The 17155-nt window shown below is 72.5% G+C and carries 19 protein-coding genes, 1 tRNA gene, 1 pseudogene and 1 riboswitch; of the genes and pseudogenes, 12 read left to right on the top strand and 9 right to left on the bottom strand.

Annotated elements, in window-relative coordinates; translation table 11 throughout:
- Position 1 precedes the first annotated feature (1 nt).
- Both L7N97_RS25970 and L7N97_RS25965 read right to left on the bottom strand, forming a co-directional pair.
- Entirely contained in the window at positions 2 to 1039 is a 1038-nt protein-coding gene (locus L7N97_RS25970) for a PIN domain-containing protein (protein ID WP_237481308.1), read from the bottom strand.
- An 84-nt stretch (positions 1040 to 1123) separates the two neighbouring features.
- A tRNA-Thr gene (locus L7N97_RS25965) sits at positions 1124 to 1199 on the bottom strand.
- 125 nt (positions 1200 to 1324) lie between these two features.
- Between L7N97_RS25965 and L7N97_RS29990 the strand changes: the two genes are divergently transcribed.
- From L7N97_RS29990 to L7N97_RS25945, 5 genes are all read left to right on the top strand, one after another.
- The gene (locus L7N97_RS29990; protein WP_255721768.1) at positions 1325 to 1660 is read left to right on the top strand and encodes an SH3-like domain-containing protein; all 336 of its coding nucleotides are present in this window, start codon (positions 1325 to 1327) and stop codon (positions 1658 to 1660) included.
- Entirely contained in the window at positions 1657 to 1947 is a 291-nt protein-coding gene (locus L7N97_RS29985) for an SH3-like domain-containing protein (RefSeq protein ID WP_255721767.1), read from the top strand. The genes L7N97_RS29990 and L7N97_RS29985 overlap by 4 nt, the downstream gene beginning before the upstream one ends.
- Positions 1944 to 2537 carry a nitrile hydratase subunit alpha gene (locus L7N97_RS25955; protein ID WP_237481306.1) on the top strand — a complete coding sequence of 198 codons (594 nt, stop codon included), beginning with the start codon at positions 1944 to 1946 and terminating at the stop codon, positions 2535 to 2537. The genes L7N97_RS29985 and L7N97_RS25955 overlap by 4 nt, the downstream gene beginning before the upstream one ends.
- Positions 2534 to 2923: an acyl-CoA thioester hydrolase YciA gene (gene yciA / locus L7N97_RS25950; RefSeq protein ID WP_237481305.1), complete on the top strand. Its 390-nt coding sequence runs from the start codon at positions 2534 to 2536 to the stop codon at positions 2921 to 2923. Before L7N97_RS25955 ends, yciA begins: the two co-directional genes overlap by 4 nt.
- A gap of 101 nt (positions 2924 to 3024) precedes the next feature.
- Positions 3025 to 3555: a hypothetical protein gene (locus L7N97_RS25945; RefSeq protein WP_237481303.1), complete on the top strand. Its 531-nt coding sequence runs from the start codon at positions 3025 to 3027 to the stop codon at positions 3553 to 3555.
- A gap of 4 nt (positions 3556 to 3559) precedes the next feature.
- On the opposite strand, the gene L7N97_RS25940 is transcribed toward L7N97_RS25945, so the two are convergent.
- Positions 3560 to 4498 carry a DUF808 family protein gene (locus tag L7N97_RS25940; RefSeq protein ID WP_237481301.1) on the bottom strand — a complete coding sequence of 313 codons (939 nt, stop codon included), beginning with the start codon at positions 4496 to 4498 and terminating at the stop codon, positions 3560 to 3562.
- Between the two features lie 112 nt (positions 4499 to 4610).
- Here L7N97_RS25940 and L7N97_RS25935 point away from each other — a divergent pair, with 112 nt between their 5' ends.
- The 3 genes from L7N97_RS25935 (at position 4611) to L7N97_RS25925 (ending at position 6331) form a co-directional block, all read left to right on the top strand.
- Positions 4611 to 5870 (top strand): alpha-hydroxy acid oxidase, encoded by a 1260-nt coding sequence (locus L7N97_RS25935; RefSeq protein WP_237481299.1) that lies wholly within the window; start codon positions 4611 to 4613, stop codon positions 5868 to 5870.
- Positions 5867 to 6082: a hypothetical protein gene (locus L7N97_RS25930; RefSeq protein WP_237481297.1), complete on the top strand. Its 216-nt coding sequence runs from the start codon at positions 5867 to 5869 to the stop codon at positions 6080 to 6082. The genes L7N97_RS25935 and L7N97_RS25930 overlap by 4 nt, the downstream gene beginning before the upstream one ends.
- Before the next feature lie 78 nt (positions 6083 to 6160).
- Entirely contained in the window at positions 6161 to 6331 is a 171-nt protein-coding gene (locus tag L7N97_RS25925; RefSeq protein ID WP_237481296.1) for a hypothetical protein, read from the top strand.
- 4 nt (positions 6332 to 6335) lie between these two features.
- Here the strand turns inward: L7N97_RS25925 and L7N97_RS25920 are convergent.
- Together L7N97_RS25920 and L7N97_RS25915 are read right to left on the bottom strand one after the other, a co-directional pair.
- Positions 6336 to 7240: pseudogene (locus tag L7N97_RS25920) on the bottom strand (alpha/beta fold hydrolase).
- Between the two features lie 9 nt (positions 7241 to 7249).
- Positions 7250 to 7876, bottom strand: a complete 627-nt coding sequence (locus L7N97_RS25915) for a carbonic anhydrase (RefSeq protein WP_237481295.1) — start codon at positions 7874 to 7876, stop codon at positions 7250 to 7252.
- Between the two features lie 116 nt (positions 7877 to 7992).
- Positions 7993 to 8100: riboswitch (TPP riboswitch) on the top strand.
- On the opposite strand from L7N97_RS25915, the gene L7N97_RS25910 reads away from it, so the two are divergent.
- Both L7N97_RS25910 and L7N97_RS25905 read left to right on the top strand, forming a co-directional pair.
- On the top strand, positions 8092 to 8919 hold the full coding sequence (locus L7N97_RS25910; RefSeq protein WP_237481293.1) for an ABC transporter permease: 828 nt from the start codon (positions 8092 to 8094) through the stop codon (positions 8917 to 8919). (Overlaps the previous riboswitch by 9 nt.)
- A complete protein-coding gene (locus L7N97_RS25905; protein WP_237481291.1) occupies positions 8919 to 9887 on the top strand; it encodes an ABC transporter substrate-binding protein in 969 nt (322 codons plus the stop codon). The genes L7N97_RS25910 and L7N97_RS25905 overlap by 1 nt, the downstream gene beginning before the upstream one ends.
- Positions 9888 to 9901: 14 nt before the next feature.
- Here the strand turns inward: L7N97_RS25905 and L7N97_RS25900 are convergent, their stop codons facing one another.
- The gene (locus tag L7N97_RS25900; protein ID WP_237481289.1) at positions 9902 to 10684 is read right to left on the bottom strand and encodes an NlpC/P60 family protein; all 783 of its coding nucleotides are present in this window, start codon (positions 10682 to 10684) and stop codon (positions 9902 to 9904) included.
- Between the two features lie 356 nt (positions 10685 to 11040).
- Between L7N97_RS25900 and L7N97_RS25895 the strand changes: the two genes are divergently transcribed.
- On the top strand, positions 11041 to 12678 hold the full coding sequence (locus tag L7N97_RS25895) for an NRAMP family divalent metal transporter (RefSeq protein WP_237481288.1): 1638 nt from the start codon (positions 11041 to 11043) through the stop codon (positions 12676 to 12678).
- A 41-nt stretch (positions 12679 to 12719) separates the two neighbouring features.
- On the opposite strand, the gene L7N97_RS25890 is transcribed toward L7N97_RS25895, so the two are convergent.
- A complete protein-coding gene (locus L7N97_RS25890) occupies positions 12720 to 13448 on the bottom strand; it encodes an SDR family NAD(P)-dependent oxidoreductase (RefSeq protein WP_237481286.1) in 729 nt (242 codons plus the stop codon).
- Positions 13449 to 13594: 146 nt separating this feature from the next.
- Between L7N97_RS25890 and L7N97_RS25885 the strand changes: the two genes are divergently transcribed.
- Positions 13595 to 14374 (top strand): bestrophin-like domain, encoded by a 780-nt coding sequence (locus L7N97_RS25885; protein WP_237481285.1) that lies wholly within the window; start codon positions 13595 to 13597, stop codon positions 14372 to 14374.
- Positions 14375 to 14381: 7 nt separating this feature from the next.
- Here L7N97_RS25885 and L7N97_RS25880 read toward each other — a convergent pair whose 3' ends face one another.
- Together L7N97_RS25880 and L7N97_RS25875 are read right to left on the bottom strand one after the other, a co-directional pair.
- Positions 14382 to 15875: a UdgX family uracil-DNA binding protein gene (locus tag L7N97_RS25880; protein ID WP_237481283.1), complete on the bottom strand. Its 1494-nt coding sequence runs from the start codon at positions 15873 to 15875 to the stop codon at positions 14382 to 14384.
- Positions 15875 to 17113, bottom strand: a complete 1239-nt coding sequence (locus L7N97_RS25875; protein WP_237481281.1) for a putative DNA modification/repair radical SAM protein — start codon at positions 17111 to 17113, stop codon at positions 15875 to 15877. The genes L7N97_RS25880 and L7N97_RS25875 overlap by 1 nt, the downstream gene beginning before the upstream one ends.
- Between the last annotated feature and the right edge of the window lie 42 nt (positions 17114 to 17155).

Raw genomic sequence — 17155 nt, 5'->3', positions numbered from 1 at the left:
CTCAGGTGTCGAGCATGTCCCACTCGTCGCCCAACACCCACCGCAACGCGCTGAGCTTGCCGTTCAGCATGCCCCACTCGAAATCGTCCCAGGGCCCAAGGTCGTCTGGGTGCTTCTCCTCCATGCGCGCCGCCGACGCGAGTGCACCTTCCCAGATGCTGCGCTCGATGATGTCGCGCGGATACATCTCGCCGCGCCTGTGCTTATAGCCGTCCACGACCCTGACCTTGCCCGTCTCGACCTCGTGGCGGAGGTTCCAATGGCGGTTGTACCAGACCTGGTCGCAGAGCTTGCCCGTGGCCTCCACGATCTCCGACACCAGCCTGGGCTCGTCGGGAGCGAACTCCTCGAAGGCCTCGCGCTCGTCGAAGTAATCCGGATCGTGAGCCTTGAGCACGGCGACGAGGTCGTTGGAGAAGGTCGAGCCGTCGGCGCCGAACAGGTCGGCGATGTCAGGGTGAGGCGTCCGGCGGTCCCCGCCAGGCAGGCTGAAGTCGGTGTGGTTGACGGTCACGAACGCGAAGGTGCGCCCCTCGCCCCGCTCGGCCGCGACCACGTCGGCGTACATCTCGATGAGGACCGCGTCGGCCATCCCGTTCTTGTTCTTGTGCTGGAACGGGGCGCGGCCTTCCAGCCCGCGGTCGGCGGCCCGCAGCTTGACGGAGGCGGTCGTGTCGACGATCCCCGCCCCGGCGAATAGCCTCTCGACACGTGCCACGGCGCCGAGCAGCTCCTCCCCGTTTCGCGACAGGCGGAGGTCGACGTCGTGAAGCTCCGCCATCGCGGCCGGCCTGCCGCCATCGGTGCCGAACTGGGCCACGACCTCCCGGGCCCGCTTCAACGTCGTCGCGATGCCCTGGACGCTTCCGCGGACGACCTCGTCCTTCCGGCGGGCGAACTCCTCGACGACGAGGCGGGGCACCACCAGCGAGACCGTCCTGGCTTCGACGAGGTGCTCGACGGCGGACAGCACCGGCTCGTGCCGGTAGTCCTTCACGATGTCGAGCCAGATGCAGCTATCGGCGAGAAGACGGAGCATGAGGCGTTTCGCGCCCGGTTTCGCGCCCAAACGTCTGGGCCGCTTTCAAACGGAACCACAAGTCACTGTAAGAACGGTGCTTTTTGGTGCCGCAAGAGGGATTCGAACCCCCGACCCCCTCATTACGAATGAGGTGCTCTACCAGCTGAGCTATTGCGGCGCCCTGAGCCACGCCGGAGCGGGCTGTGGTGTGTCTAGCAGATCCCGCGGCCGTGTCCAGCGATTCCCACTGCGCGACGGGTGGATGCGGTTCCCCCGCGGCGCGGCCTGTCCTAGACTGGCGCCATGGACCAGACACAGCCGCGTCAGCACCACGACATCGGGGGCGTTTCGGCCTTCACGTGCCGGGCGATCGATAAGGAGCCCCACGCCCTGTCCGACTTCGACCGGGAGGTCGACGCTCTGCGGCAGATCCTGGGCGCCAAGGGCGTCATGACCGTGGATGAGCTTCGGCGCGGCATCGAGTCCATCCCCGAAGCCGACTATCACCGGCTGTCCTATTACGAGCGCTGGATCCGCTCGATCGCCGACAACCTCCTGCGGTCCGGCGTGGTGGCGGAGGACGAACTCGCGGCCGCGCTCGACGGGATCGGTCCGGCACCTCTGGAAACGCGCGCATGACCGCCGCTCTCGCGCCCGGCGCGCCGGTGCGGGTGCGCGACGCCTGGCCGGAACGGTTCGGCAGCGTCCATCAGCGCACGCCGCACTACCTGCGCGGACGCGAGGGCCGCGTGGTGAGGCGCCTCGGCGCCTTCCTGAACCCGGAGAACCTCGCCTTCGGCGCCCCGGCGCCGGTGGTCGCGCTCTACCACGTCGCCTTCGATGCCGCCGCGGTCTGGCCGGGTGCGCCGGCCGACGGCGATCTCCTGGTCGAGATCTACGAACACTGGCTGGAGCCCCTCCCATGAGCGCCATCGTCGAGGCCGACGGGGCGAGGCTGCTCGGCGCCCTGCGCCTGCTCCTGGCCGAGAAGGGCATCGCCACGCCGGAGGAGATCGCGGAGCGGATCGCCCTCACGGAGCGGGCCTCGCCGAAGCTCGGCGCCGCCCTGGCGGCGCGCGCCTGGTGCGAGCCAGCCTTCCGCACGCGCCTGCTCGCGGACGGCACGGCCGCGGCCGAGAGCGCCGGCATCGCCCTGCGCGGCTTGCCGCCCCTCGGCGTGCTGGAGAACACTGCCGCGGTGCATCACCTCGTGGTCTGCACGCTGTGCTCCTGCTACCCGCGCGCGGTGCTGGGCTATCCGCCCCACTGGTTCAAGTCCTCCACCTACCGGGCGCGCGCCGTGCGCGACCCGCGCGGCCTGCTGGCCGAGTGGGGCACCGTGCTGCCCGAGGGGCAGCGGATCCGCGTCGTCGACTCCACGGCGGACTTCCGCTGGATGGTGCTGCCGCGTCGCCCGGCCGGCACCGAGGGGTGGGACCAGGACAGGCTGGCGGCTCTGCTCGACGAGCGACACCTGATCGGCGTGGCGGTGCCGTCCGCGGAGGCGAGCCCATGACCGGGGAGAACGCGGCGCCGCGCGGCGACCTGATGGTCCGCACCGTGGCCATGCCGGCCGACACCAACGCCAACGGCGACATCTTCGGCGGCTGGGTCATGTCACAGATGGACATCGCCGGCGGCATCTGCGGGGTCGACCGGTCGCGCGGGCGCGTCGTCACCGTGGCGGTCGACGGCATGACCTTCATCCGCCCCGTGAAGGTCGGCGACGTGCTCTGCGTCTACGCCGAGGTCGAGCGGGTCGGGCGCACCTCCATGCGGATTCTGGTCGAGGCCTGGGCGCGGCGCTTCCGCACCGCCGAGCGCGACAAGGTCACGGCCGCCACCTTCACCTTCGTGGCCATCGACGACGACGGCCGGCCGCGCCCGGTGCCGGCAGGCTGACACTTCGAGCGGCGCCGTTCATCGAACGTCAACCATCCCGGCACCACGCTCGCGGGAGCGCCCGACGCCGTTCTTCGGCCGGCGACACCGGGATGGATCCCATGAACGACCTCGCCAGCCGCTGGCTCACCTACGACGACATGGCCGAGGCGCTCGGCATCACGCCGGACAGCGCCCGCCGCCTCGCCACCCGTCACAAGTGGGCCCGCCGCCCCGGCAACGACGGACGCGCCCTCGTGGCCGTGCCGCAGGAGCGCCTGGACCGCCCGCAGGAGCCCCGCGCCGACGGTCCGGCCCCGGACGACGCGGCCGAGGACGCGCCGGAGGCGAGCCGCGACGCCCGCGCGCTCATCGGCTACCTCGAGCGCCGCGTCGGCGAACTCATCGACGACCTTCTCGAGGCCCGCCGCGTCGCCGAGGAAGCCCGCGCCGAGGCGCGCGAGGCGCGCACCGTCGCCGAGGTCCTGCGCGTCCAGGCGGGACAGGTCGACGTGCTCACCGCCCTGGTGGCGGCCGAGCGCGCCCACCTGGTCGAGGTTCGGGCCGACCGCGACCGCATCGTCGCGATCCTGGCCGAACGCCCGACGCCCTGGTTCGAGCGCGTCACCGGCCTGCTGCGCAAGGCGGGCTGAGCCCCTACCCCCGCAGCCTCGCCGCGGCGGCTGTCACGCCCAGGATCGCGCCGCCGACCAAGAGCCCGACACAGCCGGCACCCGCCGCCGCGACGGCCCAGTCCGCGACCCCCGCGGCCGGATCGGGCATGGCGCCGGCGACGGCCGCGGCCGCGCCGTCGAGCGCGTGGGCTGGCGCTTCGAAGCCCAGCACCTCGGCGCCGTGCAGCAGGATGCCGCCGCCGACCCAGATCATCGCCGCCGTGCCGATGGCCGACAGCGCGGCCATCACCGGCGGCATGCCGCGCACGAGGCCGCGGCCGAGCGCCCGCACCGGCGCGGCCCCTCCCCTCGCGAGGCGCAGCCCGACGTCGTCGACCTTCACCACCACCGCCACCACGCCGTAGACCCCGAGCGTGACCGCGACGGCGACCAGCGCCAGCACGACAGCCTCCGTCAGGAGCGGCCTGTCGGCCACCTCGGCCAGCGAGATCGCCATGATCTCGGCCGACAGGATCAGGTCGGTGCGGATCGCGCCGCGCACCCGGCCATCCTCCAATCGCCGGGGGTCGGGATCGACGGGCGCCTCCGCCCCGTGCGCGCCGGGGCCGGACAGGACCTCGGCGACCTTCTCGGTCCCCTCGAAGCACAGGAACAGCCCGCCCAGCATCAGCAGCGGCGTCACGGCCCAGGGCGCGAGCCAGTTCAGCAGCAGCGCGGCCGGCAGCAGGATGAGGAGCTTGTTGCGCAGCGAGCCGAGCGTGATGCGGCCGATCATCGGCAGCTCGCGGTCGGGCGAGAGGCCCGCGACGTAGCGCGGCGTCACGGCGGTGTCGTCGACCACCACGCCGGCCGCCTTGAGCCCGACCCGGCCGGAGGTGCCCGCCACGTCGTCGAGCGAGGCGGCGGCCAGCTTGGCGATGCCCGCCACGTCGTCGAGCAGCGCGAAGAACCCGGACGGCATGGCGTGTTCCCGATCGGGCGCCGGTCGCGGCGTCTACCGGCGTCAACGGCCGGAACGTCCATCCGGCTCCGTCATTGACCATTACGGATCGGACAGGGAGGCCGGGGGCGCGATGGCGGGACGCGAGGACGAGGACGTCGACCGCCTGCCGGAGCGCTCGCAGCGCGCCCTGGAGCGCCTGAAGGACCCGCGCGAGCACGCCCTGGCATCGGCGCTCGACCTCGACGACTTCGCCCGGTTGGCCAAGGCGAGGCTGCCGAAGGCGGTCTACGGCTACGTGGCCAACGGCGCCGAGGCCATGGTGGCGCGCGACAACAACCGCTCGGCCTTCCAGCACTGGCGCATGGTGACGCGCGTGCTGCGCGACGTGTCGGCGCGCTCGCAGGAGACGACGCTCTTCGGCAAGCGATACGCCGCGCCCTTCGGCATCGCGCCGATGGGCGCCTCCGCGGTCGTGGCCTACGACGCCGACAACGCCATGGCGCGCGCCGCCCGCGAGGCCGGCATCCCCTTCGCCCTGTCGGCCAACTCCATCACGCCGCTGGAGGAGGTGGCGAAGACCAATCCCGACAGCTGGTTCGCCGCCTACCAATCGCCCGATCCTTCGAAGATCGAGCGCATGCTCGGCCGCGTCGAGCGCGCCGGCTACGAGGTCTACATGCTCACGGTCGACGTGCCGGTGGGCTCGAACCGCGTCAACGATAAGCGCGCCGGCTATTCCATGCCGTTGCGCCCGACGCCGCGCCTCACCCTCGATGGGCTGACGCACCCGCGCTGGCTCGCCGGCACCTTCGGCCGCACGATCCTGAAGCGCGGCGTGCCGGAGATCTCCAACCTCGAAGCCGACCACCGCGTCGGCATCTTCTCGCGCGAGGTGGCGGTGATCGCCGGCCACGACGACTTCGGCTGGCGCGAGGCCGAGCTGATCCGCAAGCTCTGGCCCGGCAAGTTCGTCATCAAGGGGGTGCTGTCGGCCGAGGACGCCCGAATCGCGCGCGAGCTCGGGGCCGACGGCGTCGTGGTGTCGAACCACGGCGGGCGCCAGCTCGACGCCGCTGTGTCGCCCCTGGAAGTGCTGCCCGAGGTGCGGCGCGAGGCCGGCGGCATGGCGGTGCTGTGCGACAGCGGCTTCCGCCACGGCACGGACGTGCTGAAGGCCCTGGCGCTCGGCGCCGACTTCGTGATGGTGGGCCGGCCGTTCCTGTTCGCCGCGGCCGTTGCCGGGGAGGCCGGCGTGCAGCGCGCGATCGGCATCCTGTCGAAGGAGATCGACATCGACCTCGCGCTGCTCGGCGTGAACGAGGCGCGCGAGGTCGGGCCGGAGGCTTTGCGGGAGGCCTTCACGCCTCCCCGGATGGGAGAACCCGCATGAAGATCGGCGACAAGGTCCGCTTCCGGCGCGAGGCGGCGCACCGTGACACCCTCGGCCCCATGGCCGACCAGATCGGCACGGTGGTCGACGTCGGCGAGGCCGACGGGGTCGAGACGCTGGTGGTCCGCTACGGCGACAACGGCCCGCTGGAGGCCGGCACCCCGGCCTCCGAGTTCGAGATCGCCGACGACGACGACGCGGAGCCCGCCTGAGCGCGACCCGATCGCCCCGGCGGCGCGTTGGATCCGTGCGGGCCCGGCCGCCCGCGCATCACCCGAGGAGGAGGTTCCATGCCCGACGATCAGCCCAACCCGGTCGAGGTGCCGTCCGACGCACCGGTCGAGGCGCCGCAGCCGACGCCCGACGTGATCGACCCCGCCATCGGCATCCCGACGGGCCCGAGCCCGACGCCGACCAGCCCCGGCACGCCCGGCGCCCCGCTCTCGCCCGGACCGGCCTGAGCGGTCAGGCGCCCATCAGGCCCAGCAGCGCTTCCACCACGGCCGCCGGCGCTTCGCCCGGGATGTTGTGGCCGATGCCGGCGAGCACACGGCGCCGGTAGGGCCCGTGAACTTCCTCGCATCCGCGTCCTCGGCGTCCGGCGGCCCGACGCCGTCGTCCGCGCCGCAGAGCGACACGGTCGGCACGGCGATCGACGGCTGGGCAGCGATCCTGCGCTCGACCTCGGCGACGGCGGGGTCGCCCGGCACCAGCCCGAAGCGGTGGCGGTAGGAGTGGATCACCACGTCGACGAAGTCGGGGTTGTCGAAGGACGGAGCGGTGGCGTCGGACAGGGTCGGCCCCTCGACCCAGCTCGGCGACCACAGGCGCCACAGCAGGCGGCAGAAGCCGCGCCGGTCCGCAGCGAGCCCGGCGCGGCCCCGCTCGGAGTGAAGATAATACTGGTACCAGAGGCGATGCTCTGCCTCGGGCGGCAGCGGTCGGCCCGATCGCGCGATGTCCTGGACGTTGTAGCCGTCGCCGGTGACGAGGCACCGCACCCGCTCGGGCCACAGCGCCGCGACGATGCAGGCGGCGCGGCCGCCCCAGTCGAAGCCCATCAGGGCCGCGGACGGGATGCCGAGCGCGTCGAGCAGGTCGAGCAGGTCTCGCGCCAGGACAGCCTGTTCCCCTGAGCGCGGCGTGGCGGGGTCGCGGAAGCGCGTCGGGCCGTAGCCGCGCAGGTAGGGCACGATCACTCGGTGACCCACCGCGGCGAGCGGCGGCGCGACGCGGTCGAAGCAGCGCGGGTCGTAGGGGAAGCCGTGGAGCAGGATGACCGGCGGCCCGTCCGCCGGCCCGCTCTCCTCGCAGGCGATCGCGAGCGTCGGGGTCAGCGCCGTGATGCGGCGCTGGTCGGCGGCCGGCATGGGACGGAGCTACTCGAAGAACTCGACGACGCCGTCGTCGAGGTCGTAGCGCGCGCCGACGATCTTCAGGCGCCCGTCGCGCAGCGGCTCCTGCAGCATCTGCTCCGTGTTGCGCAGCCGGTCGACGATGCGGCGGACGTTGTGGCGGACGGACCGGTCGAGCAGATCGTGGTCGCCCTCCTGCTTGGCGCGGATCACCGCGGGCAGGATGGGCTCGATCATCTGGCCGATGCTGCCCGGATATTCCGTGCATTGCTCGACCACGCTGACAGCCGCGCCGACGGCGCCGCAGCGCTCGTGGCCGAGCACCACGACGAGCGGCGCGCCCAGCACCGCGACGCCGTATTCGATGCTGCCCATGGCGGCGAGGTCGACCACGTTGCCGGCGTTGCGCACGATGAAGAGGTCGCCGAGGCCCCGGCCGAACAGCAGCTCGGGGGACACGCGGCTGTCCGAGCAGCCGACCAGCACGCAGAACGGACGCTGCTCCTGCGCCAGCGCGGCGCGGCGCTCGGCGCCGAGGAGCTGCGGCCGCGGCGCGCCGCCGGACACGAAGTGGCGGTTACCCTCCTTGAGGAGGGCGAGGGCTTCGTCCGGGGTGACGCGCTGGCCGGCGGACGTCGCGGGGGTGGTCATGGGATTCCTCTGTCGTGAGCCTGATGTGCTTCGAACGCCCGAGTCGCGGAAACGATCGCCCTGCCCCGCCCGCGGATTAAACCCTTGCTGCATCGGCCTCCCGGCCGGTAACGTCCCGCCCATCGTCGGGGTGCCCGAATCGGGCTGAGAGCCTTCCACCGCGGAGGCGACCCGTTGAACCTGATCCGGGTCGTGCCGGCGGAGGGAACGACAGCATGCCCGAGGCGGGTGCCGCGGCCCCTTCAGACCTGTCCCGCCGCCGCCGCCCGCGTCAGGCCCGCCTGCCCCTCGCGGCCATCGTCACCGGCACGGGCGCGCTTGTCGTCTGGGAGGTCGCGGTCCGCGCGCTCGACACGCCGGCCTACGTGCTGCCGGCGCCGTCGCGCGTCGCGCAGACGCTGGTGCGGCAAGCGCCGCTGCTGTGGCGCGACGCGCTGGTGACCGGCGGCGAGATGCTGGGCGGCCTCCTCGTCGGCACGCTCGGCGGGATCGCCGTGGCGCTCTTGATGGCGCAGTCGCGCCTGCTGGAGCGCGCCGTGGGGCCCCTGCTCGTCGTCGCTCAGGCGCTGCCGGTCTTCGCCATCGCGCCGCTGCTCGTCGTGTGGTTCGGCTTCGGCGTGGCGTCGAAGCTCGCCATGGCGGGGCTGATCATCTTCTTTCCCGTCTCGACCAGCCTGTTCGAGGGGCTGCGCCGCACCGACCCCGGCCTGATCGACCTCGCCCGGCTCAACGGAGCGTCCCGTCGCGACACGCTGTTGCTGATCCGCCTGCCCTCGGCGCTGCCGGCGCTCGGGGCGGGGCTGCGCGTGGCCGCCGCGGTGGCGCCGCTCGGCGCCGTGGTGGGCGAATGGGTGGGCTCGTCGTCGGGCCTCGGCCTCGTGATGCTGCACGCCAACGCCCGCATGCAGACCGACACGGTGTTCGCGGGGCTGACCATCCTCGTCGCCTTCTCGCTGGCCCTGTGGGCCGCCGTGGGCTGGCTCACGCGACGCATGGTCCCCTGGGCGCCCGACACTCTCTCCTCACTCACCGGAGTCCCCTGATGCGATTCCCATCCCTGGCCGGCGCGCTGCTGCTCGGCCTCGCGTCCGTTCTGCCGGCGCAGGCCGCCGATCCCTCGCCGGCTCCGGCACCCGTGGCGCCCCGCAAGGTGACGCTGCTGCTCGACTGGTTCGTGAACCCGGTCCATGCCGCGATCGTGGTCGCGAAGGAGAAGGGCTTCTTCGCTCGCGCCGGCCTCGACGTCGACTTCGTCGAGCCCGCCGACCCCTCCATGCCGCCGCGCCTCGTCGCCGCGGGCCAGGGCGACATCGCCCTGACGTACCAGCCGAACTTCTACCTCGACGTCGCGGCGGGCCTGCCGATCCAGCGGGTCGGGACGTCGATCCAGACGCCGCTGAACACCGTCATGGTGCTGGCCGACGGGCCGATCAAGTCGCTCGCCGACCTCAAGGGCAAGACGGTCGGCTATTCGGTGGCGGGCTACGAGACGGCGCTGCTCGGCACGATGCTGGAAAGCGCGGGGCTGAAGCTCGACGACGTCAAGCTCGTCAACGTCAACTTCGCCCTCACGGCGCCGCTGATCGGCGGGCAGGTCGACGCGGTCGTGGGCGCCTACCGCAACGTCGAGTTCTTCGAGATGCAGCTGGCCGGGCATCCGGGCCGCCTGTTCTTCCCCGAGGAGCACGGCGTGCCGCCCTACGACGAATCGATCTTCGTCACCAAGGTCGAGAACGCCCGCGCGCCCTTCGTGAGGCCGTTCCTCGACGCGGTCGGCCAGGGCCAGCTCTACATCCTGGACCACCCGGACGACGCCTGGGCGGCCTTCGTGCACGCCTATCCGAAGCTCGACGACGCGCTGAACAAGCTCGCCTGGACCGCCTCGATCCCCCGCCTCAGCGCCGACCCCGCCGCGACCGACGGGGCGCGCTACGCCGCCTTCGCGGAGTTCATGAAGGGCAAGGGGCTGATCGACAGGGTGGAGCCGCTGGAGCGCTACATCGGCAAGTGAGGCCCCGAGGGGCTTCAGACGTCCCCGCCGTCGGCGAAGGCCGGCGCCGGGCCCGATCCGCCGCCGAGGCTCTCCAGGCGGAGCGCGTGGGAGAAGCGTCGGCCGTACCAGCTGTCCGGCAGGAAGGCGCGGACCTGGACGCCCGTCGGGCGCGACGAGCCGTCGGGGCCGAGCCGGACCGAATCGGTGCAGTCCACGAAGCTCGGCACGCCGCGGACCGCGCCCATCCACAGCACGACGTGGCTGAGGCGCCCGGCGTCCGAGGTGATGAACAGGAGGTCGGCGGGGCGCAGCGCCGCGACGGCCTCGGCGTAGCCGCCCGGCGCGATGCGGGACAGCGCGGCGCTGCCGCGCCCGCCGGGGCCGCCCACGACGGTCGCCTCCGCCTGCTCGCCGACCGCGGTGGGCAGCTTGATGCCGAGCGCGCGGTTGAAGGCCAGCGAGGTGAAGTTGGAGCAGTCGAGCCCCCGCCCGTTCGCCCCCGCGCTCACGGGGCGCCAGGGCCAGCCGGCGGGCGGGTCGAACTCCGGCAGATGGTGGTGCTGGTAGCCGAGGCCGACGAGGCGCGTCGCCTGCGACAGCACGCGATGGGCGATGTCGCGGCGGTCGTCCGCGAGGCCGGCGGGCGCCGGCAGCACGCGCGCCGGCGGCCCCCAGGAACCCCAGCGCGCCCGGCTGTCGTCCCCGTACCAGTCCCGGCGCGGGACCACGCCGTCGTCGCCCGCGGCCAGAGCCGGCCCGGCCGGGCCGAAGGCGGCCGCGGCGAGGCCGCCCGCCAGGAAGTTCCGTCGCCGCATCGCCCCCTCCACCCTGCCCTGCCGTCGCCCGCGGCCCTTACCGTATCCCAGCCCCGCGTCCAGCGCCGCCCCTTTCCGTTTGACAGGGCCGCGAGGGGCGTCCAGAGGGGGATCGCGGGACTTAGCTGCGACGAAGCTTCGGTGCCGCTCCCCATCCCGTTTCGACGCCGCGGCCGCGAGGCCGCGCATCCGGAGCACCACCTTGAACGACGGCCCCAGTAGGCCCGCCGGTCTGACCCTTCAGCCGGCGGGCTCACACTCGCGATCGATCAGCCAGAAACGCGCCGCGGGCGCGGGTGCGGGCGCGTCCGACTGACGCCGGCCGTCTCCGCGCGCCGCCGCGCGGGAGACGACCCATGAACAAGCCCCTCAAGGCTTCCGAGATCAAGGAAGCGGCCAACAAGCACGCCGTGCTCGACGCGGCCCACATCGGCAACATCCGCGGCGCGCTCGGCAGCATCGACATGCTCGACACGGCCCCGCGCCGCGGCGCGGGGCAGCGCCTGCGCACCCTGCTCGCGATCCTCGGCCCCGGACTCATCGTCATGGTGGGGGACAACGACGCCGGCGCCTTCGGCACCTACACCCAGGCCGGCCAGAACTACGGCACGACCCTGCTGTGGACGCTGCTGCTGCTCGTGCCCGTCCTCTACGTGAACCAGGAGATGGTGCTGCGGCTCGGCGCCGTGACCGGGGTGGGCCATGCGCGGCTCATCTTCGCGCGCTTCGGCCGGTTCTGGGGCGCCTTCAGCGTGCTCGACCTCTTCGCGTTGAACGGCCTGACGATCGTCACCGAGTTCATTGGCATCGCGCTCGGCCTCGACTATCTCGGCGTGCCCAAGGCGCTCGGCGTGGTGGTCGCCGCCCTGGTCATCATGGGTGTGGTGTCGACGGGCGACTTCCGCCGCTTCGAGCGCTTCGCGCTGATGCTGGTGGCGGGCAGCCTCGTGCTGGTGCCGATCTTCGTCATGGCGCACCCGCCGCTCGCCGAGGTGGCGCACGACCTCGTCGTGCCGGGCCTGCCGCGCGACGCCAAGCTCAGCGACGTCATGCTGCTGATCATCGCCATCGTGGGCACGACGATCGCGCCCTGGCAGCTGTTCTTCCAGCAGAGCTACGTGATCGACAAGCGCATCACCCCGCGCTTCATCAACTACGAGCGGGCGGATCTGTGGATCGGCATCGCCCTGGTGGTGCTCGGCGCCGTCGCCATGATGGGCTTCGCGGCGGCCTCCTTCGCGGGCACGCCCGACTTCGGCAAGTTCGTCGACGCCGGCGCGGTGGCGGCCGGCATCGAGGCCCACGCCGGCCGCCTCGCCGGCGTGCTCTTCGCGATCGGGCTGATCGACGCCAGCATCATCGGCGCCTGCGCGGTGTCGCTGTCCTCGGCCTACGCCATCGGCGACGTGTTCGAGGTCAACCATTCGCTCCACCGCGGCCCGCGCGGCGCCAAGGGCTTCTACGCCGTCTACGCCGGGCTGATCGCGGTCGCGGCCGCCATCGTTCTGACGCCCGGCGCGCCGCTCGGCCTGCTCACCAACGCCGTGCAGACCCTGGCCGGCGTGCTGCTGCCGAGCGCCACCGTGTTCCTGCTGCTGCTGTGCAACGACCGCGCGGTGCTCGGCCCTTGGGCGAACGGACGCGCGATGAACCTCCTCACGGGCGCGATCATCGCCGGCCTCGTCGTGCTGTCCGTGATCCTCACCGCCTCGGTGCTGTTCCCGGACCAGACCGACGAGACCGTCATCCTCTGGATCCTCGGCGTCGGGACCGCCCTGGCCCTCGTCGCGGGCATCCTGTCGGGCGGGCTGACCAAGGCCGGGCCGGCGCATGATGGCGACCGCCTGACCTGGCGCATGCCGCCGCTGTCCCGGCTCGCCCCGGCGCACCTGTCGCGGTCGAGCCGGCTGTGGATGGGCGTGCTCCGCCTCTACCTCGTGCTGGCCGGCGGGCTCGTCCTGGCCCGCATCGTCGCGCTGGCGATGGGGAGCTGAAGGGCCTATTCGATCACCGGCGGCCGTCGACGGCCGCCGGTTCACCCCTTCGTGCGCAGGGTGGAGCGGCCGCCGTCGACGCCGATCACCTGCCCGGTGATCCAGCCCGCGTCCGGCCCGAGCAGGAAGGCGGCGAGCGAGGCGCTGTCGTCGGCTTCCCCGAGGCGGCGGGCGGCGTGCATCTCCGCGATGCTCTTCGCCATCGCCTCGTTGCGGGTCAGCCCCTCGGCGAGCGGCGTGCGGGTGAGCGACGGCGCGATGCAGTTCACCCGCACCTTCGGCGCCAGCTCCGCGGCCAGCGCCAGCGTCAGGCCCTCGACGGCGCCCTTGGCCATCGACACCGAGGCGTGGGCCGCGAAGCCCTGGCGCACCGCCACGGTCGAGAACAGGACGACCGCGGCGTTCTCCGCGGACCGCAGGTGCGGCGTCGCAGCCTTGACGGCGAGCGCCGCGCCGAGCGCGTTGACGCGGAAATCCCGCTCGAAGTCGGCCTCGCTCAGCGAGCCGAGCGGCTTCAGGTTGATGGTGCCGACCGCGTAGACCAGGCCGGCGAGGTCCCCGCCCTCGGCCGCCTCGGCGACGGCCCGCGCGACCGCGGCGCCGTCCGCCACGTCGCAGACCGACGAGGCCGCGCCGATCTCGCGCGAGGCGGCGGCGAGCTTGGCCGGGTCGCGCCCGACGAGGTGGACCCTCTCGCCCCGCTGCGCCAGCCGCCGCGCCACGGCCGAGCCGATCGCCCCCGCGCCCCCGAAGATCACCGTCGTCGCCACGTCGCCCCTCCCCGATGTCGCTGGCAAAGCTGCGGCGGGGTCCGCCGAAATCAAGGGTCGGGGGCGATGTGTCGGACTCGCTCCGACGGTCCCGCATCTTCGGTTACAGATCCGATCTGCCCACCGATCCTCCACCGGATGCCGCCTTGACCTTCGCCCTCGTCCAGTCGCTCAGCCTCGGCTCGCTGTTCTTCGTCGTGTTCGCCGCGCTCCTGCTGGCCAGCGAGGCCGGGCACCGGCTCGGAGGCCGCTACGGCCGCGGCCGGCACCGCGACAAGGACGCCGCGACCCTCGCCACCGCGGCCTTCGCGCTGCTCGCCCTGCTCCTCGCCTTCACCTACTCGATGGCGCTGGCGCGCTACGACATGCGCCGCACCGTCGTGCTGGACCAGGCCAACGCCCTCCGCGACCTCGGCCGCCTGGCGTCCCTGCTGCCCGACGACGACGGCACGCCGATGCTCTACGACCTGCGCCGCGACGCCGACCTCGCGATCGGGCTCGGCGTGCCCTACGACCCGAGGAAGTTCGACGCCGACGTGTCCGACATGGCCGACGTGTCGACGCGGCTGTGGGGACACCTCGACGCCGCCGCGGCGGCTGCGCCGAACTCGTTCCCGGTCTACCGCGCGACCGCCGCCCTGCAGGCCCTCGACGATGCCACGGAGCGCCGCGTCACCGCCCTGCGCAACCACGTCCCGCTCACGGTCTACGGCATCCTGCTCGCCGCGGCCCTCGTGGCGATGGGCTTCGCGGGGCACGGCGCCGGCGCCGCGGAGACGAGCCGGCGGGTGTCGGCCGCCGTCATGGCCCTGCTGCTCTCCGCCGTCGTCACCGTGACGCTGGACCTCCAGCGGCCCGACCGCGGCACGGTCGAGATCCCGGTGACACCCCTGCTCGACGCCCGCGCGACGCTCGCGCCGAAGTGACGCGGCGCTACAGCAGCGTGCCGGTCGCCGCCGGGGTGCTGTCCTCGCCGGCGGCCCGCGCCTTGGCGTGGCGCAGGTCCGCGACGAAGCGGCCGAACTCGGTCGTCTGCGAGGCCTCGTCGGGCAGGCGCAGGATGAAGGACGGGTGGACGGTGACGAAGACCGGGCCCGCCAGCGCGGAGCTGAGCACCGTGCCGCGAACCGACAGGACGGAGGCGCTCTGGCCCGTCAGCGAGCGGATCGCGGAGGCGCCGAGCGCGATGGTCAGGCGCGGGCGGAGAATCTTCAGCTCCTCCTCCAGCCAGTGATGGCAGGCGTTGATCTCGCCGACGCCGGGCTTCTTGTGAATGCGCCGCTTGCCGCGCGGCTCGAATTTGAAGTGCTTCACCGCGTTGGTGACGTAGGCCCGCGTGCGGTCGATCCCCGCCTCGCCGAGCGCACGGTCGAACAGCGCGCCGGCCGGGCCGATGAAGGGCTTGCCCGCGAGGTCCTCCTTGTCGCCCGGCTGCTCACCGACGAAGACGAGGTCGGCCGTCGACAGACCCTCGCCGAACACCGTCTGGGTCGCGAACTGGTGCAGGTCGCAGCGCGTGCAGGCCAGGGCCTCGCGCTTCAGCGCCTCCAGCCCGTTGTTGCCCATGGCGGTCGGGGGCGCGTCGCGCTCCGCGCGGGCCTCGTCGGCGCGCGCCACGATGGCGGCGGCGCGCTTGGGGACGGTCTTCTGCGGGGTTGCGACCATGCGGGCCTCGGATGTGCCGGCGGAGCGGACGAGCGGCGCGATGAGCTGAGCCTCGGGGAGGTTCTTCCAGTATTTGACCGGCATCTCGCGCTTCATCGCGTCGACCTTCAACCGCGCCGGGTTGAAGATGTTCACGTAGTAGGTGCGCCAGTGCTCTTCGGTCGCGTCCTCGGCCGGCACCTCGTCGCGCGAGCCGCCGGGGCCGAAGTGCAGCGCCGAGCCGTCCCAGGAGGCCCGTGCCTCGGGTGTGACGATGGTCCACAGCATCGCCTTGAAGCGTTCGACGAAGAAGGGCGCCGTCAGGGCCAAGATGTGGTGCTCGGGCTCGAACCAGGCGAGGTAGGCGGGCTCGGCGCCCTCGACCAGCACCTCCTTGAAACGCACGAAGGCGGTCATCTTGTGCCGGTCGCGCCGCACCGACTTCGCCATCATCTCGATGCGGAACACGTCCTCGTCGGTCGTGATGTCGAGCAGGCGCGGCTCGTCCTGGAGCCGGCACAGGAGCCGGTACAGGAAGGCGAAGCGCTCCGGATCCCTGTGGCAGGCGACGAGCTCGGCGAGGTCGACGAAGCGGCGCGGCACGCGCAGGGCCCGCCTGTCGCCCGACGGCGCCTCCTCGGGAGGCGAGACGAACAGGTCCGGCGCGTCGGCGGCGGCGCGCCATACCACGGCCTCGGCCGGCACGCCCGCTTCGGCTAGCGCGCGGGCGGCATCGCGCCAGCCCTCGTAGTCGTCGGGCGCGCGGAGGACGACCTCCCGCATCAGAAGAGGCTCAGCTGTTCGGCGGGCCGCTTCACGGCGCGCGCGAGGTGCGTGCCGTCGAGGCTCGCGCCGGGCGTCCAGTCGAGCGCGGTGACGAATGGGCGCAGCACCTTGGCCGAGCGCGCGAGCTTGGCGACGTCGTCGAGCCGCATCGTCGTTAGACGGCGGATGTCGATGATGCGGTCGACGCTCTTCACGCCGAGGCCGGGCACGCGCAGCAGCTCTTCGCGGCTCGCTGTGTTGACGTCGATCGGGAAGCGCTGCCGGTTGCGCAGCGCCCAGGCGAGCTTCGGGTCGAGGTCGAGGTCCAGCATGCCGCCGTCGGTCGCGCCCACCACCTCGTCCATGGCGAAGCCGTAGAAGCGGTAGAGCCAGTCGGCCTGGTAAAGCCGGTGCTCGCGCATCAGCGGCGGCTTGCGGGCCGGCAGCGACTGGCTCGACCCCGGGATTGGGCTGTAGGCCGAGTAGTAAACGCGCTTGAGCTTGTAGCCGGAATACAGGTTGGCGCTGGAGGCGAGGATGTCGGAGTCCTTCTCGCCGTCGGCGCCGACGATCATCTGCGTGCTCTGCCCGGCCGGCGCGAAGGCGGGTGCGCGTCGAGACCGCTTCCGCTCGTCCTCGGCCTCGTCGAGGCGCAGCCTCAGGCCGCCCATGGCCTTGCGGATGGTGCCGGCCTGCTTCTGCGGGGCGAGCTTCTCCAGCGACGTCGCCTTGGGCAGCTCCACGTTGATCGACAGCCGGTCGGCGTAGCGGCCGGCCTGCTCGATGAGATTCGGGTCGGCGTCGGGGATCGTCTTGAGGTGGATGTAGCCGCGGAAGCCGTGCTCCTCGCGCAGGAGCTGCGCCACGCGCACGAGCTGCTCCATCGTATAGTCGGGCGAGCGGATGATGCCCGAGGACAGGAACAGGCCCTCGATGTAGTTGCGGCGGTAGAAGTCGAGCGTGAGCTGCACGACCTCTTCGGGCGTGAAGCGCGCGCGCTGCACGTCGGAAGAGGCCCGGTTCACGCAATAAAGGCAGTCGTAGATGCAGTGATTGGTGAGCAGCAGCTTCAGGAGCGAGATGCAGCGGCCGTCCGGCGCGTAGGAATGGCAGATGCCCTGCCCCGTGATGGAACCGATGCCGCCGGGCTTCACCGGGTCCTTGCGGGGCTTGGCGCCCGACGACGCGCAGGACGCGTCGTATTTCGCGGCGTCGGCCAGCACGGCCAGCTTCTTCGTGATGTCCAGACGCGCCATGGATGGGTGACTCGATCGCCCGCTGAAAGTTCATCCGACCTC

Origin of the sequence: Lichenibacterium dinghuense (assembly GCF_021730615.1) — a bacterium.
GTDB lineage: Bacteria > Pseudomonadota > Alphaproteobacteria > Rhizobiales > Beijerinckiaceae > Lichenihabitans > Lichenihabitans dinghuensis.
Note: the sequence above shows the minus strand (reverse complement) of the source record. Positions and strands in the feature narration are given on the sequence as shown.